This is a genomic window from Streptomyces violascens (assembly GCF_014649955.1).
Classification (GTDB): domain Bacteria; phylum Actinomycetota; class Actinomycetes; order Streptomycetales; family Streptomycetaceae; genus Streptomyces; species Streptomyces violascens.
In genome coordinates this window covers 65842-90051 of sequence record NZ_BMUA01000010.1, presented here as the reverse complement: position 1 = coordinate 90051, position 24210 = coordinate 65842, and the positions used below count along the sequence as shown (strand labels likewise).

Annotated in this window: 24 protein-coding genes; 7 read left to right on the top strand and 17 right to left on the bottom strand. The window is 71.8% G+C overall.

Features of this window, described 5'->3' with window-relative positions; genetic code table 11:
• Positions 1–102: 102 nt before the first annotated feature.
• Genes IE206_RS21005 through IE206_RS20990 form a run of 4 tightly spaced genes read right to left on the bottom strand, consistent with a single transcriptional unit; the run spans position 103 to position 4142 of the window.
• Entirely contained in the window at positions 103–816 is a 714-nt protein-coding gene (locus tag IE206_RS21005) for an ABC transporter permease (RefSeq protein WP_053726133.1), read from the bottom strand.
• Positions 816–1745, bottom strand: coding sequence for an ABC transporter ATP-binding protein (locus tag IE206_RS21000; RefSeq protein WP_053726132.1), 930 nt, complete (start codon positions 1743–1745; stop codon positions 816–818). Before IE206_RS21000 ends, IE206_RS21005 begins: the two co-directional genes overlap by 1 nt.
• Positions 1746–1788: 43 nt before the next feature.
• Positions 1789–2955, bottom strand: coding sequence for a nucleotide disphospho-sugar-binding domain-containing protein (locus IE206_RS20995; RefSeq protein WP_189964224.1), 1167 nt, complete (start codon positions 2953–2955; stop codon positions 1789–1791).
• Positions 2943–4142, bottom strand: coding sequence for a glycosyltransferase (locus IE206_RS20990; protein WP_189964222.1), 1200 nt, complete (start codon positions 4140–4142; stop codon positions 2943–2945). The genes IE206_RS20995 and IE206_RS20990 overlap by 13 nt, the downstream gene beginning before the upstream one ends.
• A gap of 215 nt (positions 4143–4357) precedes the next feature.
• Between IE206_RS20990 and IE206_RS20985 the strand changes: the two genes are divergently transcribed.
• From IE206_RS20985 to IE206_RS20975, 3 genes are read left to right on the top strand one after another with little or no spacing between them, the layout of a single operon-like run.
• The gene (locus tag IE206_RS20985) at positions 4358–5422 is read left to right on the top strand and encodes a ketoacyl-ACP synthase III family protein (RefSeq protein ID WP_189964220.1); all 1065 of its coding nucleotides are present in this window, start codon (positions 4358–4360) and stop codon (positions 5420–5422) included.
• A 34-nt stretch (positions 5423–5456) separates the two neighbouring features.
• Positions 5457–6218, top strand: coding sequence for an NAD-dependent epimerase/dehydratase family protein (locus IE206_RS20980; RefSeq protein WP_189964217.1), 762 nt, complete (start codon positions 5457–5459; stop codon positions 6216–6218).
• Positions 6219–6246: 28 nt separating this feature from the next.
• Entirely contained in the window at positions 6247–6918 is a 672-nt protein-coding gene (locus IE206_RS20975; protein WP_189964214.1) for an antibiotic biosynthesis monooxygenase, read from the top strand.
• A 75-nt stretch (positions 6919–6993) separates the two neighbouring features.
• On the opposite strand, the gene IE206_RS20970 is transcribed toward IE206_RS20975, so the two are convergent.
• From IE206_RS20970 to fabG, 7 genes are all read right to left on the bottom strand, one after another.
• Positions 6994–8256 carry an FAD-dependent oxidoreductase gene (locus IE206_RS20970; RefSeq protein WP_189964211.1) on the bottom strand — a complete coding sequence of 421 codons (1263 nt, stop codon included), beginning with the start codon at positions 8254–8256 and terminating at the stop codon, positions 6994–6996.
• Positions 8253–9083, bottom strand: a complete 831-nt coding sequence (locus IE206_RS20965) for an aromatase/cyclase (protein ID WP_189964209.1) — start codon at positions 9081–9083, stop codon at positions 8253–8255. The genes IE206_RS20970 and IE206_RS20965 overlap by 4 nt, the downstream gene beginning before the upstream one ends.
• A gap of 11 nt (positions 9084–9094) precedes the next feature.
• A complete protein-coding gene (locus tag IE206_RS20960; protein WP_189964206.1) occupies positions 9095–10126 on the bottom strand; it encodes an aldo/keto reductase in 1032 nt (343 codons plus the stop codon).
• Positions 10127–10180: 54 nt separating this feature from the next.
• Entirely contained in the window at positions 10181–10798 is a 618-nt protein-coding gene (locus IE206_RS20955) for an antibiotic biosynthesis monooxygenase family protein (RefSeq protein ID WP_189964203.1), read from the bottom strand.
• Positions 10799–10814: 16 nt separating this feature from the next.
• Entirely contained in the window at positions 10815–12338 is a 1524-nt protein-coding gene (locus tag IE206_RS20950) for a class I adenylate-forming enzyme family protein (RefSeq protein ID WP_226598957.1), read from the bottom strand.
• Positions 12331–13281, bottom strand: a complete 951-nt coding sequence (locus tag IE206_RS20945; RefSeq protein ID WP_189964200.1) for an aromatase/cyclase — start codon at positions 13279–13281, stop codon at positions 12331–12333. The genes IE206_RS20950 and IE206_RS20945 overlap by 8 nt, the downstream gene beginning before the upstream one ends.
• 86 nt (positions 13282–13367) lie before the next feature.
• A complete protein-coding gene (gene fabG / locus IE206_RS20940; protein WP_189964197.1) occupies positions 13368–14165 on the bottom strand; it encodes a 3-oxoacyl-ACP reductase FabG in 798 nt (265 codons plus the stop codon).
• Positions 14166–14480: 315 nt separating this feature from the next.
• On the opposite strand from fabG, the gene IE206_RS20935 reads away from it, so the two are divergent.
• The gene (locus tag IE206_RS20935; protein ID WP_189964194.1) at positions 14481–14921 is read left to right on the top strand and encodes a nuclear transport factor 2 family protein; all 441 of its coding nucleotides are present in this window, start codon (positions 14481–14483) and stop codon (positions 14919–14921) included.
• Between the two features lie 405 nt (positions 14922–15326).
• Here the strand turns inward: IE206_RS20935 and IE206_RS20930 are convergent, their stop codons facing one another.
• The 6 genes from IE206_RS20930 to IE206_RS20905 all read right to left on the bottom strand — a co-directional run bounded on the left by IE206_RS20930 (position 15327) and on the right by IE206_RS20905 (position 20777).
• Positions 15327–15584, bottom strand: coding sequence for an acyl carrier protein (locus IE206_RS20930; RefSeq protein ID WP_189964193.1), 258 nt, complete (start codon positions 15582–15584; stop codon positions 15327–15329).
• A 35-nt stretch (positions 15585–15619) separates the two neighbouring features.
• Positions 15620–16867 carry a ketosynthase chain-length factor gene (locus tag IE206_RS20925; protein ID WP_189964190.1) on the bottom strand — a complete coding sequence of 416 codons (1248 nt, stop codon included), beginning with the start codon at positions 16865–16867 and terminating at the stop codon, positions 15620–15622.
• Positions 16864–18135 carry a beta-ketoacyl-[acyl-carrier-protein] synthase family protein gene (locus IE206_RS20920; protein ID WP_189964187.1) on the bottom strand — a complete coding sequence of 424 codons (1272 nt, stop codon included), beginning with the start codon at positions 18133–18135 and terminating at the stop codon, positions 16864–16866. Before IE206_RS20920 ends, IE206_RS20925 begins: the two co-directional genes overlap by 4 nt.
• A 60-nt stretch (positions 18136–18195) precedes the next feature.
• Complete coding sequence (locus IE206_RS20915) at positions 18196–19035, bottom strand: thioesterase II family protein (RefSeq protein WP_189964184.1); 840 nt, start codon at positions 19033–19035, stop codon at positions 18196–18198.
• Positions 19032–19802, bottom strand: coding sequence for a cyclase family protein (locus IE206_RS20910; protein WP_189964182.1), 771 nt, complete (start codon positions 19800–19802; stop codon positions 19032–19034). Before IE206_RS20910 ends, IE206_RS20915 begins: the two co-directional genes overlap by 4 nt.
• A 156-nt stretch (positions 19803–19958) precedes the next feature.
• On the bottom strand, positions 19959–20777 hold the full coding sequence (locus IE206_RS20905; RefSeq protein WP_053726113.1) for an AfsR/SARP family transcriptional regulator: 819 nt from the start codon (positions 20775–20777) through the stop codon (positions 19959–19961).
• Between the two features lie 297 nt (positions 20778–21074).
• On the opposite strand from IE206_RS20905, the gene IE206_RS20900 reads away from it, so the two are divergent.
• From IE206_RS20900 to IE206_RS20890, 3 genes are read left to right on the top strand one after another with little or no spacing between them, the layout of a single operon-like run.
• Positions 21075–21224, top strand: coding sequence for a hypothetical protein (locus IE206_RS20900; protein WP_189964179.1), 150 nt, complete (start codon positions 21075–21077; stop codon positions 21222–21224).
• Positions 21224–23506, top strand: a complete 2283-nt coding sequence (locus IE206_RS20895) for a TOMM precursor leader peptide-binding protein (RefSeq protein WP_189964177.1) — start codon at positions 21224–21226, stop codon at positions 23504–23506. The genes IE206_RS20900 and IE206_RS20895 overlap by 1 nt, the downstream gene beginning before the upstream one ends.
• Before the next feature lie 53 nt (positions 23507–23559).
• The gene (locus IE206_RS20890) at positions 23560–24204 is read left to right on the top strand and encodes a hypothetical protein (RefSeq protein ID WP_189964176.1); all 645 of its coding nucleotides are present in this window, start codon (positions 23560–23562) and stop codon (positions 24202–24204) included.
• Positions 24205–24210 lie beyond the last annotated feature (6 nt).

The following is a 24210-nucleotide window of genomic DNA, read 5'->3' as shown; positions in this document are numbered from 1 at the left end:
GGGCAAGGGTGGGGGCATCCGCTCGAATGCGACTCGCGTCCGGTACGAACACGAAAGTGCCCGCAGGGGGAGTCCCTGCGGGCACTGGGTGAGCCGTACGGATCAGGCGCGACGGCCGCCCCTGCGGTAGGCGAAGGCGGCGAAGGCCGCGAGCAGCGCCGTCCACAGGGCGAGCACACCGAGGCCGGTGCCGCTCGGCGCGGAGTTGGCCGCCGCGTCCCAGGAGAGCTGGGCGTAGCGGTAGACCGGGGTCTCCTTCGACAGCGGCTGCAGCCACTGGGGAAGGCTGTCGGTCGGCATCATCAGGCCGCCGAGCAGCGTCAGGGTCAGATACGAGACGGTGCCGGCGATCTGCGCGAGCTGTGCCTTGAAGAGGTAGCCGATGCCGATGCCGAGCATCGCGAGCGGGGCGATGCCGACCCAGAGCAGCAGGAAGATCTCCAGCCAGGTGCCGGGCGAGAGGTCGACGCCCCGGTAGAACTTGCCGATCAGGCCGATGACCACGATCGGCAGGATGCCGAGGCAGGTGGCGACGGCGCCGCGGGCGATGACGACCTGGACCGGCGAGAGCGGGGTGAGCCGCAGCTGGCGCAGCCAGCCGAGCGCCCGGTCCTCGGCGATGCCGGTGCCGTTGGTGATGACCACACCGAGCGCGCCGAACGCCGCCGCGCCGACCATGGCCCGCACCAGGGACTCCTGGTCGGGGCCGCCGCCCGCGAGGGTGACGTACAGGCCGACCGGCATGATGAGGCTCATCATGAGGTAGCCGCCGTTGCGGACGAGCCGCAGGATTTCGAGGCGGATGTAACCGAGCATCAGTTGGTCCGTCCTTCCGGAGCGGCGGCCGCGTGCCGGGACTGGTGGGTGAGCGCGATGAAGGCCTCCTCCAGGCCCACGCCCGAGACCTCCAGGTCGGTGAAGGCGTCGGCGCGCGACAGGGCGTGCACCGTCGAGTCGGAGTCGCTGGTGCGCAGGTGGACGCGGCCGCCGCGGAACTCCACGGAGCTGACGCCCGGCAGCAGGTCGAAGCCGTTCTGGGCGCCGCGCGGCACGAAGCTGACCGTGCGGCCCTCGATCATGGACTTGATCTGCGAGGTGGTGCCGTCGGCGACCACCCGGCCCGAGGCGATGACCACGACGCGGTCGGCGCTGTCGTCGGCCTCTTCGAGGTAGTGCGTGGAGAACAGGACGGTGTTGCCGCGCTCGGCGTACCGCTGCATCGCGGCCCACAGCTCGCGCCGCGACTCGACGTCGAGGGCGGCGGTCGGCTCGTCCAGGACCACCAGGTCCGGGTCGCCGGCCAGGGCGAGCGCGAACCGCACGCGCTGGGCCTGGCCGCCGGAGAGCCGGTCCACGTTACGGGTGGCGATCTTGGTGAGCTCGGCGAGCTCCAGGACCTCCTGGAGCGGCAGCGGCTTGCGGTAGGTCTGGCGCACGAAGTCGACCAGCTCGCGCACCGACACCCGGGGAATCATCTTCCCCTCCTGGAGCATGGCACCCAAGTGCCCCGCACGCATGGCGAGTTCGGGCTTCTTGCCGAAGACCTCGATGGTGCCCTGGTCCGGCGGGAAGAGCCCGAGGAGCATGTTGATCGTGGTGGACTTGCCGGCGCCGTTGGGGCCGAGGAGGGCGACCGTCTCACCGCGGCCGATCGTCAGATCGATCCCGTCGACGGCACGGACGCTGCCGTACTCCTTGACGACGCCCTTGAAGACGACCGCGGGCGGGCCGTGCTGTTCTGCCATGGGGGGTGGCACCTGTTCCCTTTCCTGTGTGAGTGAGCGCATGTCAGATCAGCCCTTCCAAGGTGTGGACCAGTTCCGTGGGGCCTGGCAGGCATTCGATCTCCGCGCGTACGTCGAGCGCGGCCTTGCGGTGACGCTCGTCCTGGAGCAGGCCCGCGAGGGCCTCCCGGACGAGATGCGGGTCGTGCTGCTCGGCCTCGGTGGCGAGGCTGAGCCCGGATCCGGACGCCTGGACGAGCCGGCCGGTGGTCTGGAGGAACGGCTTGTCGCCGGGCAGCACCAGCTGCGGGACGGCCGAGGCGAACGAGGTCATGCTGGTCCCGCTGCCGCCGTGGTGGACGGCGAGGGCCGTGTGGCGCATCACCGGTCCGATCGGGAAGCGGTCGACGACCTTGACGGAGGACGGGATCCCGGCGAGCGCCGCGTGGTACTGGGCGTCGATCGGGAACAGCACGTCCAGGCCCTGCTCGGTGCAGGCGTCCAGGACGTGGCGGAAGCCCAGCGGAAGTTCGCCGGTCTCGGCGAGCACCCGGCCGTGCCACATGCCCAGGCACAGCAGGGCCCTGGGCCGCTCGGGCTTTCGCACCGCCCAGTCGGGCAGTTCGGCGGTGCCGCAGTACGGGACGTACCGCGAGAGCAGGCCCGGGGTGTTGTCGCCCTCGGGGAGCAGCGAGGCCGGGCTCGGGTCGATGACGAGGGCCGGGTCGGGGAAGCCGTCGGCCCCGAACTCGGCGCACAGGCCGTGGAGCTGGACCTTGGCCTGGCGCAGGAGCGGGCTGGTGAAGTCGTCGGGGCCCCAGCGGTGGATGACGCCGGGCACCCCGAGGGCGGCCGCGACGACGAGCCCGCCGAACTCCACCGGGTCGGTCATCACCAGGTCGGGCTCCCAGGCCCGGCCGAGGGTGACCAGGTCGTCGATGTAGCCGCCGAGCCGGGTGCGCCAGCGCTCGCCGACCGCGTCCCACTCGGAGTCCGCGCGGCGGTCCATGCCCGCACGGTCGGGCATCGCCACGGCGCCGGGCCGGGTCAGGCGCTGACGGGTCTCGCCGCCGCCGACCAGGCGGGTGTCGAGGCCCGCCGCGGACGCGAACTTCACGAGTTCGGCGTCGCCGGCCACGAGCACCTGGTGTCCGGCCGCCCGCAGCGCCCACGTCAGGGGCACCATCGGCACGATGTGGCTGGGGACCAGGGCGGTCACTAGGACGCGCATGTCTTCTCCTGAGCGGTCGCGGCCACAAGGGCTTCGAGGTCGGTGACCAGCTGTTCCACCGGCGGGCAGGCGAGGACCGAGCGCCGCACGGCGGACGCCCTGCGCTGGAAGGAGGGCTCGGTGAGCAGCCGGCCGAGGGCTTCGGCCACGGTCTCGCCGGTGGCCCAGTAGGCGGGCAGGCTGATGCCGCTGCCGACCTCGGCGACGTGCTCGGCCGAGTTGGGCTGGTCGTCGTACATCGGCGTGACGAGCATCGGCGTACCGCTGCGCAGGCCCTCGCGGATGCTGCTGTGGCCGCCGTGCGTGATGAACACGTCGGCCGCCTCCAGGAGCACGTCCTGCGGGACCCACTCGGTGAGCAGCCGCACGTGCGCGGGGACGTCGCCGAACTCCTCGGGGTCGCGGCCCACGCCGATCGAGACGAGCGCCGTGCAGTCGAGGCCCGAGACCGCCTCGATCACCGCGTGCAGCACTTCGTCGGACTTCCACGGCATCGACGGCGCCATGGTGCCGATGGAGGCGTACACCACCGGCTTGTCGTCGGGCAGCTCGGCGAGCCAGGGCAGGGCCTTGTCGTCGCTGCGGTACGGGGCGGTCTGGCGGTAGTGGCGCAGGGTGCGCGGATCCAGGTCGTCGCCGGTGCACTCGGCCGGGAGCCAGCTGACCAGCAGGTGCCGGTAGGCACAGTTGTCCTCGGCGGCCTCCGGCAGGCCGAGCTCGGCGCGGAGCCTGTTCAGCGGCTCGTGCGTCACGGACGGAAGCAGCAGGTGGGTCGAGCCGCCGGCCACCGCGATGTGCGGGATGCCGAGCGACTCGGCGGCGAGCAGGCCGCCCATCTCCTCGCCCTCGCGGACGATCAGGTCGGGCTTCCAGTCGGCGGCGATCTCCAGGATGTCGCGGGCCGCGGCCAGGGCGGGCGGCCCGAGCACACACTCCACGAGCCCCTCCTCGTACGCCTCCTGGTCGGCCCGGAACAGCGGAAGTGCGATCGCCTGGATGCAGAAGGGGTCCTTGGCCCAGTCGAACCCGGCCGGGAAGAACTCGAGCCCGTAGCTCACGCTCTCCTCGCGCATGGACTCGTCGTCGGCCACGGCGACGGTGTGCCCGGCCCGGACGGCGGCCTGGGCCAGCGGGATCAGCAGGCGCAGATGCGACTTGCCCGCATGGGCGGTGAACAGAATGCGCACGGCGGGTCTCCGATTGGGGGTGGGGACGGCCCTTCAGGGCTGTCCGTCGGTCATGCCCAAGAGCGTGACCCGCCCCACTCGAACGGCACTTGAGCCGCCCTTGGCCGGGCTTTCCCCGGCCGCACTCAAGTCCTATTCGAGAGGCGATGGCGACCTTGGGCGCATGCCGTATGCCCGAAGGATTCGACCGAACCGCCGAACAGGGGAGTAGCTGGATGCGTTGGAACGAGATCTATGTCGCCTCGCTCGGCAGCTGGCTGCCCGAGCCCGTCCCGGTGGCCGAGGCCGTCGCGGCCGGGGAGTGCGGCCAGGAGTGGATCGACGACTTCGGGTACGAGTCCGTGCGGATCGCCCGCGAGAGCGAGGAGGAGGGCTGGACGGCGCCGCCGGACATGGCCGTCGCCGCGGGACGCACCGCGCACGAGCGCTCCGGCCTGAACAAGTCCACGTACTCCCTGCTCCTGCACGGCAGCACCTGGTTCCAGGGCCTCGACATCTGGCCGGCCGCTTCCTACATCGCCAAGCGGACCGTCGGCGCCACCGTGCCCGGCCTCGATGTGCAGCAGCGCTGCAACATCGGCATCAGCGGGCTCGACCTGGCCGCCGCCCACCTCACGGCCGGCTACGGCAAGGGAAGCGCGGTCATGCTCACCACCGCCGACCGCTTCGGCGGCCCCGGCGCCAACCGCTGGCAGCTGCGGCACGGCAACGCCTACGCCGACGGCGCGACCGCCACCATCCTGTCCACCACGGAAGGCTTCGCCCGCCTCAAAGCCACCGCGACCGTCGCCGACAACTCCCTGGAGCCGATGGCCCGGGGCGACGAGGAGTTCGGCCCGGTCTCGCGCGCCGCCGAGCGGCAGATCGACCTCACCGCACGCGGCGACGCCCAGAAGGCCGTCAGCGACGAGACGATGACCAACATCCGCTTCGGCAAGGTGATGCAGGAGGCCAAGCAGGCCGTCCTCGACGACGCCGGCCTGGAGATGGACGACATCGCGTACGTCATCATCCCCTCCACCGGCCGGATCAAGGGCCCCTTCCAGATCCACCACCTCCTCGGCGTCGACGAGTCCGAGACCACCTGGGAGTTCGCCCGCCGCAGCGGCCACATCGGCGCCGGCGACTGGGCGGCCGGCCTCGAAAACCTGCTGCTCACCGGCCAGTTGAAGCCCGGCGACCACGTGATGCTCTACGGCGGCGGAGCGGGCTACACCATCACCACCGCCGTACTGGAAATCCTGGAGATCCCGGCCTGGGCCGAGCCCGCCGCGGCCTGAACCGGCCGCCCACCACAAGGAGTTGGCACACCCCATGGAGATAGTCGGCAGGGGCTTCCTGGCCGGACACCTGGCAGGCATCGCCGGACACCACCGGGACGTGGTGGCGCTGGCCGCCGGGGTCTCGGCCGCCGGGGACATCCCGCCCGAGCAGTACACCCGGGAGTCCAAGCGCCTGTACGAGGTGCTGCGGCACTGCGAGAAGACCGGCAGACGCCTGGTGTTCTTCTCCACCGCGTCCGCCGGGATGTACTCGGTGCCCGACGCCTCGCCCGGCCGCGAGGACGGCCCCGTCTACCCGGCGACCCCGTACGGCCGCCACAAGCTCTCCCTCGAAGCGGTCGTCAAGTCCTCGGACGTCGAGTACCTGATCCTGCGCCTGTCGCACGTCGTCGGCTTCAACCAGCCCGCCCACCAGCTACTGCCCGCTCTTGTACGGCAGTTGGTGAGCGGCGAGATCCAGGTCTACCGCGGCGCGCAGCGCGACCTGATCGACGTCGAGGACGTCATCAAGATCGTGCACACGCTGCTCGTCGACGGCCGCACCCGTGACGTCGTCAACGTCGCCTCGGGCCACGCCCCGCACATCGAGGACGTCGTCACGCACATGGAGCACCTGCTCGGCACCCGTGCCGAGAAGTCCTACGTGGAGGCCTCCGGCGCCCAGCCCGTCTCCATCGACAAGCTCTGCCGTCTCGTGCCGCCGGTGTACGGGCTCGGCTTCGGGCCCGACTACTACCGCAAGGTCCTCGACAAGTACGTGCACGCCTATGCGCACCAGCCCGTCACCGCGTAACCACCCACCCAGATTCGGAGTCACACCCATGAGCGAGAACAGCCCCGTCGTCGCGGTCGCCCACTTCGTCCTCAAGGAGAAGCACAAGGCGAAGGGCGCCGAGTTCGAGAAGGCCTACCTCAAGTACAAGGAGGCCGTCGCCGCCAAGGACGGTCTGCTGCGCACCGCGCTGCTCCGCGGCATCAAGGAGCCCGACAACTTCGTCATCCTCACCTGGTGGCGGGACGCGGACGCGCACCGCACCGTCGTCGGCGACTGGCAGTTCTTCACCGCGGTGAGCAGCCGCTTCGTCTACCTCGCGGCCATCACCAGCGTGCACGGCCCGGTCCTGGCCGGCGAGAACGCGGCCGACGGCCTCGGCGAGCTCGCGGTGCCGTCCGCGGACGCGGCCGTCGCGCTCACCACGTTCACCCTGCGCGAGGGCGCCGACCAGCAGGCCTTCGAAGGCTCCTTCCTCGGCCACCTGTCCTTCGTCAAGGGCCACGACGGCTTCCTCGGCCACCAGCTGGTGCACTCCAACCGCGAGACCGGCGCCTACGTCAACATCGGCTGGTGGAGCGGCCCCCAGGCCTACCTGCCGGTCCTGCAGAGCCCGGAGATGGCCGCCGACGCCAAGACCATGGCCGTGCACGCCGAGGTCAAGGGCGGCCTGTACAAGGCGGTCGTCGACTCGGCCCGCACCGAGGTCGCAACCGTCTGAGCGCCGCTGAAGCACCGCACACGAAAGGCGGGCCGGGTCTTCGAGACCCGGCCCGCCTTTCGCGTTGCGTACGTGTCAGCGAGCGGTGAACAGCCCCTCGGCCACCTCGATCGACGGGTTGCCGAACGCGATGGTGCGCAGCACCTTGCGGTAGACCGGGGTGTGCTTCACGACGGCCGCCAGCTTCGGGCGCACCCGCGTCGCGAACGTGCCGGTCGACAGCATCGCCTTGGACTGCATGCCCTGGAGCCGCATCATCGTCGCGATGTCGGGCGCCCGGCGCTCCTCGAAGCGGGACAGGAACGCGGCGCTCGCATCCCCCCGGCCCACCGACTCGACGAGCAGCGGATGCAGCACGACCGCGTCCTGCACCGACAGGTTGATGCCCTGCGCGCCGATCGGGCTGTGCGTGTGCGCCGCGTCGCCCATCAGGACCAGGCCGTCGGTGGCCCAGCGCTCGGCCCGCCCGGAGAACACATCGAGCAGGCTGAGGTCGCGCAGCGAGGTGATCTGGGCCTCGATCAGGTCCGCGTACGCCGGAACCGCCTTCGCCAGCTGCTCCTTGACGTGGCCGAGGCCCTGGGCGACGACGGTCTTGTAGCCGCCGTGCGGCAGCGTCCAGCCGACCTGGATCCGGTTGGGCCAGGACCCGTACGCGAGCACCGGACTGGTGCCGGCGCTCCGGAACACCCGGACGTCATGGCTGACTTCGGGCTCGTCCTTGGTCAGCTTGAACCACAGCACGTCCTGGTCGAAGGCCTCGCTGCGGCCCGCCTCGATGCCGGCGAGCCGGCGCACCTTGGAGAACCGTCCGTCGGCGCCGACCACGACCTTGCTGTGGAAGACGTGCCCGTCGGCGGCGGCCCCGGTGATCCGGCCCCGCTCGTCGCGCAGGAGCGCGTTGACGCGGCAGCCGTCCACGTACTCGAAGTCGGCGAACTCGGCGCAGTGCAGCAGGAGTTCGGTCAGCAGATGGGACTGAGGGATGGACAGGAGGTGGTCGTACGGGGCCGGAAGCGCGCGGTAGTCGATGTCCAGCAGGATGCGGTCCTGCTCCACCAGGCGGAAGCGGTCGTGCTCGTGGCAGCCGCGCGCGCGGGCCCCGGCGAGCACGCCGAGCCGGTCCAGGACCGTCATCGCGCCCGGCTGGAGGATCTCGCCGCGGAACTCCCGCTGGTGCGAGCGCGAACGCTCCACCACGGTCACCCGCACCCCGGACTTGAGCAGCAGCAGAGCGAGGGTCAGACCGGCGGGGCCCGCCCCGACGATGCACACGTCACCGCGGTGCTCCTCGTCGGTGCGGGCCCCCGCGCGGACCTCCTCGGCGGCCGCGGTCATCGCTGCCCGGCCAGTGCGAGCGCGGAGCGCACGTCGTTGGTGGCCATCGCCAGCACCCGGTCGCGGCCGGCCGAGGCGACGGCGAGCACGTCCGCCGTCACCAGGACCCCGCCGGGCGCCTCGACCAGACGCCAGCGGCGCCGGTAGAGCTCTGCCGGCGCGGGCGGCGCGAGCAGCTTCTGCACGAGGGTGTGGCCGCCGTGCTCGATCTGCACGGTCGGTACGTCGTCCTGGGTGCCGAACCAGGCGCTCTCCTCGCCGTCGCGCCACGGCAGCGCGTCCAGGAGCCGGGCGTGCACCGAGGCGACCGAGCCGGACAGGACCGCACGGTCCTCGACCCGGATCACGTCGGAGGTGAGCGAACCGGGCTGCTCCGTCTTGGACTTGAGGGTGCGCATCTGGAGCCCGCCGTGCCGGTCGAGCTCGCCCGCCGTCTCCGCGGGGTCCGCGTCCGTGGTGAACCAGTGCCCGGATACCACGCGGCAGCCGCCGTCGGGGCGGGGCAGGAAGTCCCAGGTGCCGCCGAGCTCCTTGATCGGGCCCACCGAGCCCTGCTGCGCGAAGTCCATGCGCAGCGCCACCGGATCCAGGGTGCGTCGGGAGGTCCAGATGCGCAGCCCGCCCTCGGGGCCCGGGCGCACCGCCCAGAACTTCACCTCGTCGTCCTGGCCCTCCTGGCTCAGGGTCTCGGTGTGCGCGATCCAGGGGTAGAGCAGCGGCCAGTCGGCCACATCGGTCAGCGCCCGGTAGACGGTGTCAGCCGAGGCGTCGATCTCGATGCCGGCACGCGTCCGGTGGATCTCCCTGTCGGTCGTGGAAGTGCTCACAGCAGTACCTCTCAGAGGGTGGCGGGGGAGGGGGAGGCGGCGGCCTTGGCGCGGAGCATGCGGCTCAGGGTCAGCCCGGGGTCGGTGACCACGACGGGCCCGAGGGCCGCGTCGACGCGGGCGAGCAGCTCCGGGTCGAGCACGGCCTCGGCGGCCGCGAGGTTGCGGCCGATCTGCTCGGGCGCGGAGGCCCCGATGACCGCCGTGGCGACCTGGGCGTTCTGCAGCACCCAGGCCAGGGCGAGTTGAGCCATCGTCAGATTCGTCTCGTCGGCCAGCTCGGCGACCCGGCCGACGGCACTGAGGACCTCGTCCGACAGGAAGCGGTAGCGCTGGATCGAGACGTCTCCGCCCTTGGCGGCCACCGCCCGGGAGCCCGCGGGCGCCTGCCGGCCCGGCTTGTACTTTCCGGTCAGTACGCCGCCGGCAAGGGGCGACCAGACCATCTGCCCGATGCCGAGCGGCGCGCACGCCGGGACGACCTCGGACTCGATGACCCGCCACAGCATCGAGTACTGCGGCTGGTTGGAGACGAGCTCGATGCCCAGGTCGCGGGCGAGTTCCGCGGCCCGTCCGATCTCGTCGGCGGCCCACTCCGAGACGCCGACGTAGCGCACCTTGCCCGCGGCCACGGCGTCCGCGAAGGCGGCCATGGTCTCTTCGAGCGGCGTCGAATCGTCGTACAGGTGCGCCTGGTACAGGTCGATGTGCCCGGTGCCGAGGCGGCGCAGCGAGGCGTCCAGGCTCTCGGCGATCCGGGTGCGCGACAGTGCGCCCGGGCCGGGCCCGCCGCCCCTGCCGACCTTGGTGCAGATCACGACGGCGTCCCGGTCGACGCCCGCGAGGGCCCGGCCGAGGTGCTCCTCGGCCCGGCCCTCGGCGTACGCGTCGGCGGTGTCGAACGTGGTGATGCCCGCGTCGAGGGCGGCCCGTACGCAGGCGGAGGCGGCCCGGTCGTCCAGCTGGTTGCCCGCGGTCAGCGAGTTCCCGAACGCGACCCGGCTGACCACCGGTCCCGAGGCACCGAGACGGCGGTACTCCATGGTGAATCCCTTCTGTTCTGGGCTCTGTGCGGGCGGGTCCCGCCTCCCGAGCCGTCAGGCCCCGGCCGGGGCGGGCTCGGCGCGGTTGCCCGCGATGTGGGCGGCGGGCACGGTGCGCACCTCGGCGAGCGCGGCGAGCGCCGCGTACTCGGGCAGCGCGGTGGCCGCGAGCGCGGCTTCCGCGTCGCGCCAGCGGGTGAGCGCGGTGAACCCGCCGGGCCGGGCGAACAGCGACTTGGCGAGGTCGGCGGCGACGAAGCCGTCGATTCCCGCGGCGGCCCCGGCGTGGGCGCGGAAGGCGCCGATGAACGCCTCCGGGTTGCCCTCGACGGTGAAGAAGTCCACGAAGAGCACGTCACCGGGCTCGCCCGCGGCGCCGTCGAAGCGCGCGATCCCCATCGAGGGATCGGCCTCCACGGAGACGATTTTGTGGAACTCCTCGGCGTGCTCCTGGAACGTGGCGCTCGCGAGGACCTGCTGGAAGTCCTCGGGCCGCTCCCACCAGCCGAGGTTGACGTACACCTCGGGCCGGTCGGCGGAGCGGACCGCCTGGTGGGCGAGGAAGCCCGGCTGTGCGCGCATCCACTCCACATGGGTCAGGAAGCGGGCCTCGAACTCCTCGGCACCGGCCGGGTCGAGCAGCGTGAACGTATTGATGACGGTGAAGGACATGCGGTGCCTCTCCGGCTCAGCTTGCGACGGGCTGACTGGCGGTCAACTGCTCGGCCAGCACGCGCCGTTGGATCTTCCCGTTGCCCGAACGCGGGATCACGTCGAGCGTCATGGCGTCGCGGACGTGCTGGTAGTACGGCAGGGCGTCGTTGGCCTGCGCGACGACATCGGCGAGATCTTCCGGGTGAGCGCCGGCGAGCACCACGAGGGCGCCCGCGACCGCGCCGTGCTCGACGTCCGCGAGCTCGACCACGACGACATCGGCGACCCGCGGGTCGCGGCGCAGCACGCGCTCCACGTCCGAGGGCGCGACGAGGAAGTTGTCGCACTTGAAGACGTCTTTCAGGCGGTCCACCAGGAACAGCCGGCCGTCCTCGTCGATGCGGCCGACGTCGCCGGTGCTCAGCCAGCCGTCCGGCTCAAGCCCTGTGCCGTCGGGCCCGCCCGCGTACCCCTGCATCACCTGCGGGCCGCGCAGCTGCACCTCGCCGACGCCGCCCGGTGCGAGCACCGCGCGCGAGTCGATGTCGACGACCCGGCACTCGGTCCCGGCGACCGGGGTGCCGACCGAGCCGTGCACCGGGTGGTCCGGGTCGTCGCTGTGGGTCAGCGGGGAGGTCTCGGCGAGCCCGTACCCCTGGAAGACCGGCACGCCGAACCGCTTGGACAGGCGGCGTGCGGCAGGCACCGGAAGGCCCGAGCCGCCCGACGCGATGCGCCGCACCGACGTCATCGAGACGGAGTCCAGGTCCGGGTCGGCCGCGAGCCGGGCGAGCCGCACCGGCAGGCTGTACAGGATCGTCGCCCGGTGCCTGTTCGCCGTCATCAGCGCGGCGTACGGCTCCGGCGAGGCGCACAGGACCTGCGTGGCGCCCGCGGCGATCGCCGAGTTGAGGTGCATCGGGTGGTAGGTCGGCAGATGGTTCAGGCTGACCGTCTCGCCGTCGAGCCGGTGCGCCTGGGCGATCTGCGCCGCGTTGACGGTCACGTTGCGGTGGCTGAGCCGGACGGCCTTGGGGCGCCCGGTGGTTCCGCTGGTGAACTGGAGCGCGGCGGTGTCCGCGGGCCCCTTGGCAGGGGCGGCGAGGGGGCGGTCGCAGGCAAGGGCATCCAGTCCGTCCGTACCGGCGCCGATCAGGACGACCTCGCGCAGCTCGGGGAGCCGGTCGCGGACGTTCTCCAGGCGCGCGTTCAGACCGGTGTCGAGCAGGGCCACGCGGGCCCCGCCGAGGCCGAGCACGTGCAGCAGGTCGTCCTCGCGGAGCAGCGGGTTGATCACGGCCACGGTGTGCCCGGCCCGCACGGCCGCGTAGTACGCGACGGCGACGTCCGGGTGCAGGACGGTGCCCACCGCCACGACCGTGGGCTCGGGCGCGAGCGCCTGGAGCCCGGCGGCCACGGCGGTGACCCGGGCGTCGAAGGTGGCGTAGTCCATCGCGAAGTCGTCGGTGACGACGGCGCGCCGCGCGGGGTGCGCGGCGGCGGCCCGGGACAGCAGCTGGTCGAGCCGTTCGGGCACCTCGGGCAGGGTGTCAGCCACGGAGCGCCTCCGCGTAAGTGCGGGCCAGCTTCAGGGTGTTGGTGGAGTTGGTGGACAGGGCACGGTGCACATAGGCGCGCGCGTCGGCGACGGTCTTGCCCTCACCGAGGTACTTCTCGATGGTGTCGGTCCGCAGCGTGACGGTGTGCCGGGACGTGACGTCGACGCCGTCGGCGGTCTCGACGATGGTCCAGCGACCGGTGTGGGCGGTCATGAGGCCGGGCACGGTGGTCTGCTTGTAGACGATGCGGTCCGGGGCGAAGACGACGCGGATCGACTCGGTGGTGTGCACCGAACCGTCGGCGGTGCTGGTGTCCATCGCCATGACCTGCACGCCCGGCTCGTCCTCGGTCAGGTCGAGGCGCGCGACGTGCGGCAGGCGCTCGGGCCACAGGTCGGCCCGGTTCAGGAAGTCGAATACATCAGCGGCGTCGGCGTCCATGTGGACGGTGTCGTCGAAGGTGAAGACCAGCTCGTCCAACTGGGCGTGCTGCTCGGCGAGTTCCTTGATGTTGTTGAGCTCGGCCGCGCTGTTGCGGTCCACGGCCGCGTTGATCCACTCGATGGCGTCCGGGGCGTCGTCGACGGCCTCGAAGTCGTGGTGGAGTTCGAGCAGCGAGGTCTCGGCGTCCACGGGGGAGACCACCCAGGCGCCGCCCATGCCCGCCACCGGCGGGGCCGAGACCTCCTGGCGGAAGTCGACCCGCAGGCGCTGCGGGTCGAAGGTGCGGCGCGAGATCCAGTTCTTGACGGCGCCGTTGGCGGTCGCCCAGATGTGGATGCGCTCGGCGCGGTCGTCCCGCTCCAGGTGCTCGACGTGCACGTTGGGGCCGAAGTACTGCGGCCACTTGGTGACGTCGGCGACGATCCCGTACACGACCTCGGCGGGGGCGGCGACGGCGACGCTGTGGAGGGTGTGGTGCTTGGTTCCGGTCACGGACACGGGGGAACTTCCTTCTGTGGTCGGGTGGTTGAGGGAGCCGTCGGGCTCGTCGTCGTGCGGGGCTGAGCGACGGTGTCGGCGCGTCGTCAGAAGTTGCCGAGGCCGCCGCAGACGTTGAGGGCCTGCGCGGTGATGGAGGCGGCGGTGTCGGTGGCCAGGTAGCCGACCAGGCCGGCGACCTCCTCAGGGGTGGAGTAGCGGCCGAGCGGGATCTTCGAGGTGAACTTGGCGAGGATCGCGTCCTCGGAGGTGTCGTACGCCTCGGCGTAGCCCTGCCGCACGCGCTGCGCCATCGGCGTCTCGACGTAGCCGGGGCAGACCGCGTTCACGGTGATGCCGGTCGGGGCGAGCTCGTTGCCGAGCGCCTTGGTGAAGCCGACCACGCCGTGCTTGGACGCGGAGTACGGGGCGCCGAGCACCACACCCTGCTTGCCCGCGGTGGAGGCGATGTTGATGATCCGGCCCCAGCCGCGCTCGCGCATGCCGCCGGCGTTGAGCACCTCGCGGGTCACCCGGAAGACGCTGTTCAGATTGGTGTCGATGACGTCGTCCCACACCTCGTCCGACACGTCGGCGGTCACGCCGCCGCCGCTGCGGCCGGCGTTGTTGACGACGACGTCGACGCGGCCGTACGTCTCGACGGCGGCGGCCACGAGCTCCTTGACGGACTCGGGGCTGCGGACGTCGGCGGTCGCGCCGGACACCTCCAGGCCCTCCTCGCGGAGCTCCTTCACGGTGAGCTCGACGGACTCGGCGCTGCGCGCGCAGATGAACACGGCGAGACCGGCGGAGCCGAGGGCACGGGCCGACGCCAGACCGATCCCGCTGGTCGCCCCGGTGATGAGCGCGACGCGGCGGTCGGTGGTGGCCTTGGGCTGAGTCATACGGATCTCCTCCGGAGGGGTTGGGGTATGGGGGCCAAAATGCGCCGGGGCACTTGAAGGGGTATCGAGCGGGGCTGGACTCCCCGACGGCCCCCACCCCCTGGGGCTCCGCCCCGGACCCCGGGGGTTTGCCCAGCAACGGCCTGCTGGGGGCGCGGGGAACTGCGCGAGCAACCACGCACGGTCCGAGGTTGCAGCACTCATCCCCGGGAGGGTCTGCGGGGTCTGGGGCGGAGCCCCAGTGGGGCACCAGTACGGGTCTAGCGGGGGGCGGCACGCTCCTGGGGCAGGAAGATCCAGGAGGAGAGGACCCCCATGAGCGTCACCGAGCTGCCGCACACCACCACCGCCGGGCTGTACACGGAGATCCAGCAGTTCTACGCGCAGCAGATGCACCTGCTCGACGACGGCAAGGTCGAGGAGTGGGCCCACACCTTCACCACCGACGGTGTGTTCGCCGCCAACGCGCAGCCGGTCCCGGCGGTGGGTCGCGAGGCCATCACCGCGGCCGCGGCCGCCGCCACCGAGGCGTACGCCAAGGCCGGCGTCCAGCGCCGGCACTGGCTGGGCATGGTCTCGGTCGAGGGCGTCGACGGCGACGCCGTGAACGCCCGTTGCTACGCGCTGGTCATCGAGACGCCGCGGGGCGGGCGGCCGGAGATCAAGGCGAGCACGCTGTGTGAGGACCGGATCGTGCGGGTGGGCGGGGCCTGGCAGATCCAGGACCGCCAGATCACCCGGGACGACCTGATCTGACCCCCCAGAGCAAGTGCCCGCACGCAATCCCCCGGCGTGCGGGCACTTCTGCGTGCGCGCTGGGCGGGGTTCGGGTGCGGCCCGGTGCGCTGGGGCTCCGCCCCAGACCCCGCAGGCCCCACCCCGCCCCTTCCCCAAGCCCTCCGGGGGTGAGTGATTCGGCCTCGGGTCGTACGTGGGCTGGTCGCGCAGTTCCCCGCGCCCCCAGCAGGGTTGGCGCCGGCCCGCATCGGAGCATTTCAGCCTGTCCGGCGTTTGAGGACGAGCGCCCTTGAGGCGCTAACGGGGTCTGGGGCGGAGTCCCAGGGCGTAACCCCGGTTGCGTGGGGGACCCCGCACAACGCAAACGGCCGCCGCACCCCGCAAGGGATGGGCGGCCGGTCGCACCCGGAACCCCCGGAGGGGCTAGGCAGCCTGCGTCGCAGACGACAGGCACTCGTTGATGAACTCCAGCAGCAGCCGAGGCGTGGACGCCTCCGCCACCGTGTCGTCGGACAGCTGTATCCGGTAGTCCCGCTCGATGACCCCCGTCACCTGAAGGATCGCCAGCGAGTCGTACCCGAGGTCGTCGAACGGCACGTCCAGGACGTCCCCGTCCAGGTCGATCCCCTCGCCGACACCCGCGCACTCGCGCAGCAGCGTGGTCAGTTCCTTGAGATTCATGAAGCTCGCCTCTCTCAATGACAAACAGTTGGAGTTCAGTTCGCCGCGGTCACGACGGCCGCGGCGTTGAAGCCGCCGGTCCCGCGGGCCAGGACGAGTGCGGTACGGACCGGGCCGCGCCGGGCCTCGGTGACCAGGTCGAGCGCGTCGGCCGCGACCGGGTTCGTGACGTTCACGGTCGGCGGGATCACCGCGTCCCGGATGGAGAGCAGCGCCGCCGCCAGGTCGAGCGAGGCGCCGCCGGCCGACAGGCGGCCCGTCATGGTCTTGGGGGCCGTCACCGGCACCCCGCGGGGGCCGAACAGAGCGGTCAGCGCCGCCTCCTCCTGGCGGTCCAGCTCCGGCACCCCCGACGCGTCCGCGAAGACGACGTCCACGTCGGCAGCCGTCAACCCGGCTTCCGCCAGGGCCAGTTCGGCCGCCCGGCGCAGGCCCGGCTCGCCGCCTCGGCCCGGTGCCGGGTCGAAGGTGGCGGCGTAGCCCGAGAGCTGTCCGTAGATGCGGGCGCCGCGCTCGCGGGCCGCCTCGGCGTCCTCCAGGACGAGGATCGCGCCGCCCTCTCCGGCCACGTAACCGCTGGCCTCGCTGTCGAACGGCAGGAACGCGCGCTCGGGGTCCGCGACCGGGCTCATCCGGCCGCCGGCGAGCTGCGCCGTCCAGCCCCAGGGGCAGACCGCGCCGTCCACGCCGCCGGTGACGATCAGCTTGCTGCCCTTGCGCAGCTGGCGCCGGGCCTGGGCGACCGCGTCGAGGCCGCCCGCCTGCTCGGTGACCAGGACGCCGCTGGGCCCGCGAAGCCCGTGCCGGATGGAGATCTGGCCGGTGTTGACGGCGTAGAACCAGGCGTACGACTGGTACGCGGAGACGTACTGGCCGCCCTTGCTCCACAGCGCCTGGAGCTCGCGCTGGCCGAACTCGAAGCCGCCCGCCGAGGCCGCGGTGACCGCGCCCGCCGAGTACTGCGGCATCTCGGCCGGGTCGGCGCCGGAGTCCTCCAGGGCCTCCTTGGCGGCGGTCAGGGCGAGCCGCGTCATGTGGTCGGTCTGGGGGAGCAGCCGGCTCGGGATGTGCTCCTCGGCGTCGAAGCCGGGCACCTCGCCCGCGAGCGTGGCCGGGTAGCCGGAGGCGTCGAAGCGGGAGACCGGGCGGATGCCGCTCTCGCCCGCCACCGTCGCCTCCCACCAGGCCTGCGTGCCCAGGCCGTTGGGGGCGGTCACGCCGATTCCGGTGAACACCGCGGTGGCGGAGCGCACCGCCGTACGTTCGAGCAGCTCGCTCGTCATGCCGTCTTCCTCCGCTCGGGCTTGGTGAGCACGATCGCGCTCTGGAATCCGCCGAAGCCGCTGCCCACGCTCAGCACCGTGTTGATGTCGCGCTCGCGGGCGTGGATCGGCGTGTAGTCGAGGTCGCACTTGGGGTCGGCCTCGTGCAGATTCGCGGTGGGCGGCACCATGCCGTGCTCGATGGCCAGCGCGGACGCGGCGATCTCCAGGGAGCCGATGGCGCCGAGCGAGTGCCCGATCATCGACTTGATGGAGGAGACGGGCGTCGCGTACGCGTGGTCGCCGAGGCTCTTCTTGAACGCGGCCGTCTCGTGACGGTCGTTCTGCAGGGTGCCCGAGCCGTGCGCGTTGATGTAGTCGATGTCGGTGCCCGGGATGCCGGCCTCGTCGAGCGCGGCACCGATGGCCTCGGCCATCTCCGCGCCGTCGGCCCGAAGCCCCGTCATGTTGTAGGCGTTGGAGCGCGAGGCGAACCCGGCGATCTCGGCGTAGATGTGCGCGCCGCGCGCCACGGCCTGCTCGTACTCCTCCAGGACGAACACCGCGCTGCCCTCGCCGAGCACGAAACCGTTGCGGGACTTGTCGAAGGGCCGCGAGGCCGTCTCCGGCTCGTCGTTGCGGTTCGAGGTGGCCTTGATGGCGTCGAAGCAGGCGACCGAGATCGGCGAGATCGGTGCCTCGGTGGCTCCGGCGATCATGACGTCGGCGCTGCCCTCGCGGATCAGCTCGACGGCGTGGCCGACCGAGTCCAGGCCCGAGGTGCAGCCGGTGGAGACCACGGCGGTGGGACCCTGCGCGCCGAACTCCCAGGCCACCTCGGCCGCGAACGAGCTCGGCACGAAGTAGTCGTACAGGTGCGGCACGGCCCGCTCGTGGTCCACGAGCCACTCGGCGCCGTTGTTGCTGACCGCCGCGTACTCGTAGTCGAGCCCGGTGGTCGCGCCGACCGCGCTGCCGATGGTGACGCCGGTGCGGAACGGGTCGAGGCCCGCCATGTCCAGGCCACTGTCGGAGACCGCCTCACGGGCGCCGACCAGCGCGAACTGGGCGGCCCGGTCGAGGCGCCCGGCCTGCTCCTCGGTGAGACCCTGGGCGACCGGGTCGAAGTCCACCTCGGCGGCGATCTTCGACCGGAAGGCCGAGGCGTCGAAGAGCGAGACGGCCCTGGTCGCGGTGCGGCCCGCGGTCAGCAGGGACCAGTACTCCTTGGTGCCGACGCCCCCGGGGGCGACCACACCGATTCCGGTGATGACTACGCGTCGGCTCACCTGTCCCCCTCGTTGGGCTGGGCCTGGGGGTGCGCCCCGGGAATGTGCAGCACGGCTGCGTCACCTCTCTGATAGGTCCGCTGTGAGATCCGCTGTTGGAAGGAGTCTCGTCCCGCCCTCTTGACGCCCGCTCGACTCGCCGTCGTACTTCCCCTTGAGCGACTCCCGCAGCTCAAGGGCCACTTCGCGCAGCAGCTCGGGCACCCCGCGCTCGCGCACGAAGAAGTGATCGCCGGGCAGGGTCTGGAGGCGGAACCGGCTCACCGAGTAGTCGGCCCACTCGGCCACCTCCCACAGCGGCGCGATCGGGTCGTCGCGCCCGGCAAGCGCCATCAGCGGCGTACCGACCGCCTTGTCCGCGTTGACCTGGCACAGGGCCTCGCCCAGGCGCAGATCGTCGCGGAGCGCCGGGATGACCTGGCGCTGCCACAGCGAACGGTCCCGCCCGGCGGCCTCCGGCGGCGCCGCCTCCAGGTCGACGAGGAGATCGATGAGTTCGTGGTCGGGAAGGCGCGCCCCGCGCAGCAGCGTGTTGCGCAGATGCGGCGGCGGTACGGCGCCGATCACCAGCCGGGCCGGCGGCAGCAGACCGTCGTCCTCCAGGGTGCGGGTCAGCGCGTGCGCGACCAGGCCGCCGAGGCTGTGTCCGTACAGGAGGTAGGGCCGGTCGAGCAGCGGAGTGATCAACTCCCGCAGTTCGTTCATGAGGTCGGTGGCGTCGGTGATCCGCGCCTCCTTGGCCCGCGGCCCGCGGCCCGGAAGGAGGACCGGCACCACCTCGGCCGTGTCGCCCAGGATCTTCTGCCACTTGGCGAACGAGGAGATCCCGGCGCCCGCGTGGTGGAAGCAGAACAGCCAGGGCGTCACCGTGTCTTCCCGCACGGCGCTCGCGGTTCTCATTCGTCGATCAGGGCGACGGCCCGGGTCCAGCCCGCCCCCGCTCCGGCGATCTTCACGGGGAAGCAGGACACCCGGAAGCCGTGCGTGGGCAGCGTGTCGAGCTGGGCGAGCCGCTCGACCTGGCAGTACTCACGGCGCCGGCCCGCGAAGTGGGCCGGCCACAGGACCGACTTGTCGCCGGTCTCCTGGAAGGTGCGGATCATGTGCCCGAACGGCGCGTCCAGGCTCCAGGCGTCGGTGCCGATGACGCGGACGCCGAGGTCGAGCAGATGGTCGGTGGCCGCGCCGTCGAGCCCGGCGAAATCGGTGAAGTACCGCGGCGTACCGGAGTGTCGGGAGGCTCCCGTGTGCAGCATGACGATGTCGAGCGGCTGCGGGGTGTAGCCGATCTCGGCGATCTGCTTCTCGATGCGCTCGACGCCGATGGTGCCGATGCCGACATCGCTCACGTCGAGCACGACGGCCGGGCGCAGGAACCAGTCGAGCGGCATCTCGTCGATGTGGCGGGGCCGCCCGTAGTCGCCGACCGATCCGTAGTGCGAGGGCGCGTCCACGTGCGTACCGGTGTGGCTGGTCAGGGTGAGGGTGTCCAGGGACAGGAGTTCGCCCCCGGGCAGGTCGGAGGGATCGAAGTCGAGCCCGAAGTGCTCCTTCATCTCCGCCGCCATGTGCGCGGCGCCCTCGGCGGGCGTCATGATCTCGTGGACGATCGGGTCCGGCTCCCAGCCGGCCGCGTCCACGGGTGACGACAGATCGATGACTCGCAAGGTAACCCCCAGTGTCGTTGGCGACGTTCGGGGGCACTGTGCGTCGACCGCCTAGAGGCCGGATCGAGCCACGCACGCGTCGGACCCCGCCCTGTGGGGGGAGAGGGCGGGGTCCGGACGCGTTGCTGCCGGGCGGTCGGGCCGCCCGCGCGCCGCTCAGGCGGCGAAGAGGTCGAGCACCGGGCGACGCCCGGCCAGGTGCGAGTCGAGCGCCGGGTCACCGGCGAGCACCGCGCGGTGCAGCTGCTGGAGCCGCGCCGAGGGGTCGAGCCCCAGCTCGTCGGCGAGCCCGCGCCGCAGGTTCTGGAACACGTCCAGGGCCTGCCACTGCCGGCCGGAGCGGTACAGCGCCACCATGCACTGGGCGTGCAGGCCCTCGTGCAGCGGGTGACGGGCCGTCAGGGACGTGAGTTCGGCGAGCAGTTGCATGTGCCGCCCGAGCCGCAGATCGGAGTCGATCCGCTGCTCGAGCACGCCGAGCCGGCTCTCTTCGAGACGTACGAGCTCGATCTCCAGGAGCGGGCCGAGGCGGACGTCCACCAGGGCCGGACCGCGCCACATGCCGAGCGCCTCGCGGTAGAGCGCGGCGGCGCTCTCGTCGTCACCGCGCTCGGCGGCGCCGCGCCCGGTCGCCACCAGACGGTCGTACTCGTGCACGTCCACCGCACCCGGCGTCACTTCGAGGAGGTAGCCACCGTGCCGGGTGGCGAGCACCTCACGTGCGGTGTAGGGGCTGTCCGGGCCGAGCGCCCCCGCGATCAGCCGGCGCAGCTGAAGGATGTACGTCTGCAGGGTGGTCAGCGCGCTGCGGGGCATGTCGGCGCCCCAGATCTCCTCCATCAGCGTCGGCACCGGCATGACCTGGTTGGCGTACACCGAGAGCAGCGCCAGTATCTGCCGGGGCTTGCCGGCGCTCGGGACGACCGACGTGCCGCCCGACTCGGCCATGAGCGGACCGAGAACCTTGATCTCCATGGGATTCCTCCGGGGTCGGATCTGCCGGATGACCCGATGGTTTCGGACCCGGCTCCAAGCACCCTCAAAAGCTGTCACCCAGCCCGGACTTACGGCAGTGCCGGGCTCCTGAACCCGACATGTGAGTGTCCTGGGGACGAGTATGAAAGTTTCATGTGCATCCCGTGACCGCGGCACTGGGGCGGATTCGGCCGACCCGGCAGAGTTCTGGACGTCGGCCCGACCGGAAGTCGAGGGCCGACGGCTAGGGGTTCAGGTCCCCCTGGTCCTCGTCAGCTGTCTGCCAGGGGGAAAACCATGAATGCGAACGTCGCTCTCGCTGTTTCTGTCGGTGACGACCTTGTGATCGAAGAGTTCGGCGGCTACCTGACGATGGCTCAGGCGCCGAAGTCGTGCATAGGAAGCTGGGTCACTCCGGGTCCGGCCGCCCTCGTAGACGCCGCCTGATGGGGGCCGTCCAGACCGCCGCCCCGCTCCTGGGCTTCAAGCCGCACCTGCGGGTCGAGCAGGTGCCCGGTGAAGCGGTGTACCTCATCTCCGACCAGCGCGTCACCGCACTGCACGGCGAGCAGATCGCCCGGCTCGCTCCCTTCCTCGACGGCACCCGCCCCCTGGAGCGCATCGCCCAGGACACCGCGGACGCGCTCCCCTCCGGGCAGGCCGCCCGGCTGGTGTCGCGGCTGACCGGCGCCGGGCTGCTGTGCGGCCGCGAGCGCCAGGTGAGTGCGCAGGAGGCCGCCGAGCAGGCCTACTGGGAAGCGGCAGGACTGGACGGAACAAGGGCGGCCGCCGCCCTGGCCCACGGCACCGTACGCGTCACCTCCGTCGGCAGCACGGACGCGGACGAACTGTCCGCGAGCCTGGCCGCCGCAGGACTCGCCACCACCATCGATGGCGCCGCCGAACTCACGCTCGTCCTCTGCGACGACTACCTCGACCCCGAACTGGCCGTCATCGACGCCGAGTTCCGTGCCACGGGCCGCCGCTGGCTGCCGGTGAAGACCGAGGGCACCGAGATGTGGATCGGCCCCTTCTTCGGTGACCTGGACGGGCCCTGCTGGTCCTGCGTGGCCGAACGCCTGTGGCGGACCCGCCCGGTGGAGGCGCACGTCCAGCGCATGCTGGGCCGCTCGGGCCCGGTGCCCCGGCCCTCCTGCACGCTGCCCGCCGCCCGGCTCGCCGCTCTTCAGCTGGCCGGTCTCGAAGCCGCCAAGTGGCTCGCCGGATACCGCGATGCGAGCCAGCAGGCGCTGCGCACGCTCGACGGGCTCACCCTCGCCGGTGAGCTCCACCCGGTCGTACGCCGCCCGCAGTGCGCCACGTGCGGCGAGCCCGGCATGACCACCGCCCAGGTGCAGGCTCCGGTCGTGCTGCGCTCGCGCATCAAGCGGGACACCAACGGAAACGGCCACCGCAGCCTTACGCCTCAGCAACTCCTCGACCGGTACGGCCACTTGGTCGACCCGGTCACCGGCCTGGTACGAGGCATCAATCGCAACGAGTGCGGCCCCGCCTTCTTCAACTCCTTCTCCGCGGGCCTCAATCCGGCCGCGGGAACCCAGGGCCTCGGCGCGATACGGGGTGGCTTGCGTGCCTCGTGCGGAGGCAAGGGCGCCACCGAGGTCCAGGCCAGGGTCAGCGCCCTCGCCGAGGCATTGGAGCGCCACTCCGGACACTTCGAGGGCGGCGAGACAACGGTCCGCGCCAGCTATCGCGAACTGATCGGGGACGCGGTCCACCCCAACGACGTTCAGCTCTACGACGCGCGGCAGTTCACCGGCCGCGATGTGTGGAACGAGGCCCACGGCCCCTTCCAGCACGTGGCCGACCCCTTCGAAGAGGACACGGCCACCGACTGGACACCGCTGTGGTCGGTGACCGAGCAGCGGCACAAGCTGCTCCCCACCGCGCTGCTCTACTACGGAGTGCCGCAGCCGCCCGGTGCGTTCTCCTGCCTGGCCACCTCCAACGGCACCGCGGCCGGGGGGACGCTGGAGGACGCCGTGCTCCAGGGCTTCCTCGAACTCGTCGAGCGTGACGCGCTGGCCCTGTGGTGGTACAACCGCACGCGCCATCCCGCCGTGGACGTCGACGCCTACGACGATCCGTGGATCAGTGAACTCAAGCGCGTACACGCCTCGTTGGGCCGTGACGTGTGGGTGCTCGATCTGACCGCCGACCTCGGCATCCCCGTCATGGCCGCGCTGTCGAGGATTGGCGGCGCCGAACCTGGGCAGCGGCAGGACATCATGTTCGGCTTCGGTGCCCACTTCGACCCCGCGATCGCGCTGCGCCGCGCCCTGACCGAGCTGAACCAGATGATGCCGCACGTGGTGGCACCCGACGGCAGCGTCTCCCGCGCGGCCGCCGAGGACCCCGACGTACGCGAATGGCTGCGTACGGCGACCGTGGAAGCTCATCCCTATCTCCTCCCCGCGGACTGCGCCCCGACGGGCCCGGACACGCACCCCTACACTCCGAACGACGACCTGTACGAGGACATCGAGGCGGTCGTAGGGCTGCTGCGCGGCAAGGGGATGGAACTCCTCGTACTCGACCAGACGCGGCCCGACGTGGGCCTGCCGGTGGTCAAGGTGGTGGTGCCCGGACTCAGACCCCATTGGGCCCGCTACGCCCCCGGACGCCTCTTCGACGTCCCGGTGCAGCTCGGCAGACTGGCCGCGCCGACCCCGTACGAGGACCTCAACCCGGTCCCGCTCTTCCTCTGAACCCGTACATCGCACGCGAACACCACACCCTGCCGGTGGAAGGACCCTCTCTCATGCGTATCGACCGCCTCGCGGCCCGCGAACTCGGTGAGTTCTGGTCGCTGCGCGAGGACGTCACGGTGCTGTTCGGTCAGAGCACCGTGCTGCGCACACCGTGGGGGGAGCTGCACCTGGAACGCCCGGGGCCGCTGCTGTGCGAGGCGCTGCGCCGGATGCAGCTGGGCCCGGTGTCGCTCGCCAACGTGGTGCCCGGCTTTCCCGGCTACGACGTGCCCGAGGGCGAGTGGAACGAGGCCTCGCGGGAGTTGCTCGACGCCCTGGCCCCGCTCCAGCACGTGATCGTGCGCCATCTCGCGATCGGCGCCTCGCCGCTGCTGAGCGTGGTCCCGCTCTCACCGCGTGCGTCCTTCCGCCCGCCGCCGGTCGCCCCCGGAGGCGAACTCCGCGTGCCGAAGGGAGCGGTGTTGCGCAGGCCGGGGAGCGATCCGGTGCTCTCGTACGAGGGCTGCGACCACCGCATCGAGCTGCACGGCCCCGACGCTCCCCGGCTGCTGCTCCACCTGCAGGGAGGGAAGGTCGATTTTCGGTCACCGCTGGACGTTCCACTGCCGCAGACCGTCGTCCGGGCCGCCCGCGCCTACGCGGTCGCCGCCGGGATGCTTTCCGCGGTGGATCTCAAAGGTGCCGCCCGGCTGTGAGAACCG

Coding starts and splice junctions, on each gene's coding strand:
- IE206_RS21005 (WP_053726133.1), bottom strand. CDS start 816: ATGCTCGGTTACATCCGCCTCGAAATCCTGCGGCTCGTCCGCAACGGC.
- IE206_RS21000 (WP_053726132.1), bottom strand. CDS start 1,745: ATGGCAGAACAGCACGGCCCGCCCGCGGTCGTCTTCAAGGGCGTCGTC.
- IE206_RS20995 (WP_189964224.1), bottom strand. CDS start 2,955: ATGCGCGTCCTAGTGACCGCCCTGGTCCCCAGCCACATCGTGCCGATG.
- IE206_RS20985 (WP_189964220.1), top strand. CDS start 4,358: ATGCGTTGGAACGAGATCTATGTCGCCTCGCTCGGCAGCTGGCTGCCC.
- IE206_RS20980 (WP_189964217.1), top strand. CDS start 5,457: ATGGAGATAGTCGGCAGGGGCTTCCTGGCCGGACACCTGGCAGGCATC.
- IE206_RS20975 (WP_189964214.1), top strand. CDS start 6,247: ATGAGCGAGAACAGCCCCGTCGTCGCGGTCGCCCACTTCGTCCTCAAG.
- IE206_RS20970 (WP_189964211.1), bottom strand. CDS start 8,256: ATGACCGCGGCCGCCGAGGAGGTCCGCGCGGGGGCCCGCACCGACGAG.
- IE206_RS20960 (WP_189964206.1), bottom strand. CDS start 10,126: ATGGAGTACCGCCGTCTCGGTGCCTCGGGACCGGTGGTCAGCCGGGTC.
- IE206_RS20955 (WP_189964203.1), bottom strand. CDS start 10,798: ATGTCCTTCACCGTCATCAATACGTTCACGCTGCTCGACCCGGCCGGT.
- fabG (WP_189964197.1), bottom strand. CDS start 14,165: ATGACTCAGCCCAAGGCCACCACCGACCGCCGCGTCGCGCTCATCACC.
- IE206_RS20935 (WP_189964194.1), top strand. CDS start 14,481: ATGAGCGTCACCGAGCTGCCGCACACCACCACCGCCGGGCTGTACACG.
- IE206_RS20930 (WP_189964193.1), bottom strand. CDS start 15,584: ATGAATCTCAAGGAACTGACCACGCTGCTGCGCGAGTGCGCGGGTGTC.
- IE206_RS20925 (WP_189964190.1), bottom strand. CDS start 16,867: ATGACGAGCGAGCTGCTCGAACGTACGGCGGTGCGCTCCGCCACCGCG.
- IE206_RS20915 (WP_189964184.1), bottom strand. CDS start 19,035: ATGAGAACCGCGAGCGCCGTGCGGGAAGACACGGTGACGCCCTGGCTG.
- IE206_RS20905 (WP_053726113.1), bottom strand. CDS start 20,777: ATGGAGATCAAGGTTCTCGGTCCGCTCATGGCCGAGTCGGGCGGCACG.
- IE206_RS20900 (WP_189964179.1), top strand. CDS start 21,075: ATGAATGCGAACGTCGCTCTCGCTGTTTCTGTCGGTGACGACCTTGTG.
- IE206_RS20895 (WP_189964177.1), top strand. CDS start 21,224: ATGGGGGCCGTCCAGACCGCCGCCCCGCTCCTGGGCTTCAAGCCGCAC.
- IE206_RS20890 (WP_189964176.1), top strand. CDS start 23,560: ATGCGTATCGACCGCCTCGCGGCCCGCGAACTCGGTGAGTTCTGGTCG.